General features: G+C 70.3%; 4 protein-coding genes and 1 pseudogene. All 5 read right to left on the bottom strand.

Annotated elements, in window-relative coordinates:
• Window positions 1-76, bottom strand: a pseudogene (locus AB0O40_RS37520) (ATP-binding protein); the annotation flags it as partial.
• Complete coding sequence (locus AB0O40_RS37515; RefSeq protein WP_365050757.1) at window positions 57-620, bottom strand: DUF742 domain-containing protein; 564 nt, start codon at window positions 618-620, stop codon at window positions 57-59. The pseudogene AB0O40_RS37520 and the gene AB0O40_RS37515, both read right to left, overlap by 20 nt.
• A gap of 92 nt (window positions 621-712) precedes the next feature.
• A complete protein-coding gene (locus tag AB0O40_RS37510; protein ID WP_078910683.1) occupies window positions 713-1,126 on the bottom strand; it encodes a roadblock/LC7 domain-containing protein in 414 nt (137 codons plus the stop codon).
• Window positions 1,127-1,136: 10 nt separating this feature from the next.
• Entirely contained in the window at window positions 1,137-4,388 is a 3,252-nt protein-coding gene (locus tag AB0O40_RS37505) for a nitrate- and nitrite sensing domain-containing protein (protein WP_365050754.1), read from the bottom strand.
• 307 nt (window positions 4,389-4,695) lie between these two features.
• On the bottom strand, window positions 4,696-5,045 hold a 350-nt coding region (locus tag AB0O40_RS37500), incomplete at its 5' end, for an ATP/GTP-binding protein (RefSeq protein WP_365050751.1).

Genomic DNA, 5,045 nt, shown 5'->3' with positions numbered 1-5,045 from the left:
CGAAGCCGCCCGCCACCACGATCTTCGCGGAGGTGGTGGAGCGGGCCGCTCCGCCGTTAGAGCTTGCGAAGTCCACTGAGCACCCTTTCGAGCAGTGTCACGTCTGGCTGGCCGCCCGCGGACTGGTCGCCGCCGGGCTGGTGGATGGCGACGAGCCCGGCCTCGGCCAGGTCGGCCACGAGGATCCGGGCGACGCCCAGGGGGATGGAGAGGAGTGCGGAGATCTCGGCGACCGATTTGATCTCCTGGCAGAGCCGGCAGATCCGCTGGTGCTCGGGCAACTGCCCTTGCAGCCGGGAGGGATCGGCCGTGGTACTGACCAGCGCCTCGATGGCGAGCTGGTAGCGGGGCCGGGTCCGGCCCCCGGTCATCGCGTACGGACGCACCAGCGGGTTGCTGGCCTTGGGCGCCGGGGCCGGCTGCCGGACCTGCCGGGGCGGGCTCGGCGGAGGCATGTGGGGCGCCTGCGGCTGCTGTCCGTACCCGGGGTCCCGGTACGGGTTGTGCTCCGGCGAGAAGTTCCTGCTGGGTGCGGAGGGGAAGTTGAAGCGGTTCTGGTCGTGCCCACCCTGCGGCTGCTGTGCGCCGCCATAAGGATGTCCTCCTGGGGGTGTTGTCACGTTTCCTCCTCCGACTCCAAAACGCAGTACTCCCTGTAGAACCGCGCCACCGCACCTTAAGGTGCGATGACGCGAAACGCACTGCCTGTCTGCTAGTTGAGAAGACTTCCCTGCAGTTCGGCGCGCAGGTCCGGGGTGAGGACGCTGCCCGCACGATCCACCAGGAGGGCCATCTCGTAGCCCACGAGGCCGATGTCGCACTCGGGGTGCGCGAGCACCGCGAGCGACGAGCCGTCGGAGATCGACATGAGGAAGAGGAAGCCGCGCTCCATCTCCACCACGGTCTGGTTGACGGCGCCGCCCTCGAAGATCCGGGACGCACCGGCGGTCAGCGAGGTCAGCCCGGAAGCCACCGCGGCCAGCTGGTCGGCACGGTCGCGCGGGAACCCTTCGGACATCGCCAGAAGAAGGCCGTCGGCGGAGACCACCACGGTGTGGGACACCCCGGGGGTGTTGTCCACGAAGTTGGTGATCAACCAGTTCAGGTTCTGCGCCGCCTGGCTCATCGGGCTCACACTAACGCTCCTGGTCATAGGTGTTACTGGACTGCTCTGATCCCGCGCTGCGACCCTGCTGGACGCCGCGCCGCAGGTTGCTCAACCTGCCGCGCACGTCCTCGGGGGCACGGGAGACCTGGGGGCCGCCCTGCGGGGTCGGCTCCGCAGCACCCTCGACCAGGTTGGCCTTGGGCACCCGCCGCGGAAGACCGGAGGGGGTGACCCCGCCCGCCTTCGGGTCGCGGAGCTTGCCCGCCTGCTGCCAGCGCTCGTCGTTGCGCGAACGCCAGCCGCTGTCGGGCGCCTCGCCGAGCCCACCCGGGCCCGGCTGCTGGGCGGCCGGCTCCGCGGGGACCGGCGTGGACTCCGCTTCTTGCTGTGCGGGCTGCCACTGCTGCTGGCCGCCACGGCGCGGGAGACCCGCTCCGGTCATCTCGTGACCGGTGCCGGCGGCGGTGCCCGAACGGTCGAAGCCTACGCGGTCCGGGGCCTGTTCGGCACCGGCCTGAGATTCCGATTCGGTCCCGTAAGGAGCCTGGTAGCCGCCCTGGTAGGCATTCTGGCCGGGCCAGTCACCCTGGTGGGGCTGGGGAGCGTAGCCGCCGTCGTACCCCTGGCCGGCGGCCTGGGGGTCCTGGTAGCCGGACTCCGGATAGCCGGAAGCGGGCTGGCCGTAGGCCTCGTAGCCGGCTTCCGGACGGGCCTGGTAGCCGGACTCCTGGTGCTCGTACGAGGCCTCGTAGGCGGCCGGGTCCTGGTAGCCGGAGGCGTAGCCCTCCTGCGCGTACCCGCCCTCCGGTTCGCCCTGGTACTGCTCGTACCCGTGCTCCGGCTGGGGCTCCTGGTAGGGCTCGGCCGGCGCGGTGGCTCCGGCGCCCGGTGCGGGGTAGCCGCCCTCGGCGGGGTAGGCCACCTGCTCGGCCAGCGCCGCGCGGCGCTCGTCCCGGCCCAGCGAGCGGTTCACCGGGTCAAGGTCGTCGCCCTCGCCCTGGTCGGAGTACCGCGAGTCGTCGAAGCCGAGTTCCGCCGCGGTGCGCAGCGGGGCGCTCTCGTAGGACTGCTGCTCCGGGATGATCGAGGAGACGGTGAAGTCGTCGTTCTCGAAGCCGCCGCCGGCCTCGCCGCCGCCACCGTGGGTGATGGCGTCCGGGAGCATGACCAGCGAGGTGGTGCCGGCCTGCTCGCCCGAGGGACGCAGCTGGACCCGGATGCCGTGCCGGTCGGACAGCCGGCCGACCACGAACAGGCCCATGCGCTGGGAGATCGCGGCGTCCACGGTCGGCGGGTTGGCCAGCTTGTGGTTGATGTCCGCGAAGTCCTCGGCGGTGAGGCCGATGCCCTTGTCGTGGATCTCGACCATCACGCGGCCGTCGGGCAGCCGGGTCGCGGTGACCCGGACCTTGGTCTGCGGGGAGGAGAAGGTGGTGGCGTTCTCCAGCAGCTCGGCGAGCAGGTGCACGAGGTCGGTCACGGCCTGGCCGTGGATGTCGGCCTCCGGGACGCCCGAGAGCTCGATGCGCTCGTACTGCTCCACCTCGGAGGAGGCGGCGCGCAGCACGTCGACCAGCGGCACCGGCTGGTCCCAGCGGCGGCCCGGCTCCTCGCCCGCGAGGACGAGCAGGTTCTCGCCGTTGCGGCGCATGCGGGTGGCCAGGTGGTCCAGGCGGAAGAGGTTCTCCAGCTGGTCCGGGTCGGCCTCGTTGTTCTCCAGGTCGGTGATCAGGGTCAGCTGGCCCTCGATCAGCGACTGGTTGCGCCGGGAGAGGTTCGTGAAGATCGCGTTGACGTTCCCTCGCAGGAGCGCCTGCTCGGCGGCGAGCCGGACGGCTTCGCGGTGCACCTGGTCGAAGGCGCGGGCGACCTCGCCGATCTCGTCCTGGGAGTCGATCGGGATGGGCTCCACGCGGGTGTCGACCCGGCCGGGCTCGGTGCGGGAGAGCTGGTCGACCAGCGCCGGCAGGCGCTGCTCGGCGATGTCGAAGGCGGCGGAGCGCAGTCGGCGCATCGAGCGGCCCATCTGGCGGGCCATGAGGCCGGCGAAGACGAAGGCGGCGAGCAGCGAGACGACCACGATGAGGCCGTTGACGATGGCGTCGGAGCGCGCGTCGTCGGCGATCACGACGGCCTCGTCCACGGCCTTGGCGACGAGCTGGTTCTCGATCTCGCTGTAGGCGTCGAACTTGGCGGTGGCACCGGCCTGCCAGAAGACGGCGTTGGTGCCCTTCTTGGCGAGGTCCGAGGGGTCCTCGCCGCTGGCTATCGCCTCGGTCATGCCCTCGAGCGGGGAGCCGTTGACCACCGGCGGGGCCACGAACGGCCGGCCGGCGGCGTCGGCGTCGGTCTTGGCGTCCCGGAGCTTCTGCGCGCCCTCGTCGGACTTGCGCTGCATGACGGCCTTGAGGTTGGCCGTGTCCTGCTCGGTACCGGCGGAGACGTACTCGCTCTGCGCGATCTCCTCCAGATATGCGTACGAGGAGAAGGCAACCAACTGGGCCGCGTGCACGTCCTTGTCGGTGCTGGGGCGGACGAGGAGGTGGGTGCCGATGGAGCGCTGCAGCGACCCGGCCGCCTTGGCCAGCTCGATCGCGTAGACCATGCGGCCGTAGGACGTGATGTTGCCGGTGCCGAGGCCGAGCTCGTTGGAGAACTGCATGAGGTAGTGCTGGACCAGCACGTACCCCTCTTCGGTGGGCACCGGGCCCGGCCGCTGGGGCAGGCTCTTCTTCGCGGTCTCGATCTTCTTCTGGTACGCCGTCTTGCGGATCGCCTCGAGCTTGGGCTCCTCGTCGCGGAAGAGCTTGAGGCGGCGCTCGAGGCCCTGCTTGGCCGGCATGCCCTTGACGGCCTCGTCGAACTTGGCCTTGGCGGCGTCGGTGTCGGCGTAGGCCTTGGTCACCACGTCGTTGGCGCCCTTGCCGCTCAGCAGCGGCTCGGCGGTGAGGTCGCGTTCGTTGAGCAGCGCCTGGCCGTACTCGGAGGCGGCCTGCACGATGCGCGCGGTCTTCTCGGCGTCCTTGGCCTCGGTCCAGGTGTCGATGGACCCCTTGACCTGGAAGCCGCCCATGACCAGGCCGACGAGGGCGGGCACGAGCAGGATCGCGTTCAGACGCGTGGGGACGCGCCAGTTGCGCGGCGAGAACCGGCTCTGGCTGCCCGTGGCCGCGGGCGCGGCGTCCGGCAGGTCCGGGGCGGACACGGCGGCCGCGCGCTGCGGCGGGGTGAAGTTGCCCCGCGCAGGTTCCTCCGCGGGGCTCTCGTTGCTTCGCCTCACTCGACCAACAACCTCTCGGCGGCGCTACTAGCTAGTTCGTTGAATTCCAGCACGGTTAACGGCCGTGTTCCAAACAGTTGAAACCGGCCGATTCCAGCAGCGCCGCTCTCGCATAAGTCGGACATAAGGAGCGAGCGCCGCCAAAAAGCCGGGTCGATGTGAGCACAGCGGCACCGGCCGGATGCGTGCGGTGGCCAACCAGGGGCAATTCTCTGTCGAAACGTTATGAACGAAGCGGCGGGCCGTGTCAAAGGACACAGCCCGCCGCCCAGTTCGCCGATTCCGGTCCGGCCGGAACCGCGAGTAACTACTTCAAACGCGCCATGAGGGCGTGTTCCACCAGGGTGATGAGTGCGGACTTGGCGTCTGCGCGGTGGCGGGCGTCGGTGGTGATGATGGGTGCGTCGGGGCCGATCTGCAGGGCCTCGCGGACCTCTTCGGGGGTGTAGGGCTGGTGTCCGTCGAAGCCGTTGAGGGCGATGACGAAGGGGAGGCCCGAGTTCTCGAAGTAGTCGACGGCGGGGAAGCAGTCGGCGAGCCGGCGGGTGTCGACGAGGACCACCGCGCCGATGGCGCCGCGGACGAGGTCGTCCCACATGAACCAGAAGCGGTCCTGTCCGGGGGTGCCGAACAGGTAGAGGATGAGGTCCTGGTCGA

The organism is Streptomyces sp. NPDC089919, from assembly GCF_040684615.1.
Lineage (GTDB): Bacteria > Actinomycetota > Actinomycetes > Streptomycetales > Streptomycetaceae > Streptomyces.
Note: the sequence above shows the minus strand (reverse complement) of the source record. Positions and strands in the feature narration are given on the sequence as shown.

Excerpts from the sequence above, each read along its gene's own strand:
- AB0O40_RS37510 (WP_078910683.1), bottom strand. The coding sequence starts at position 1,126 with ATGAGCCAGGCGGCGCAGAACCTGAACTGGTTGATCACCAACTTCGTG.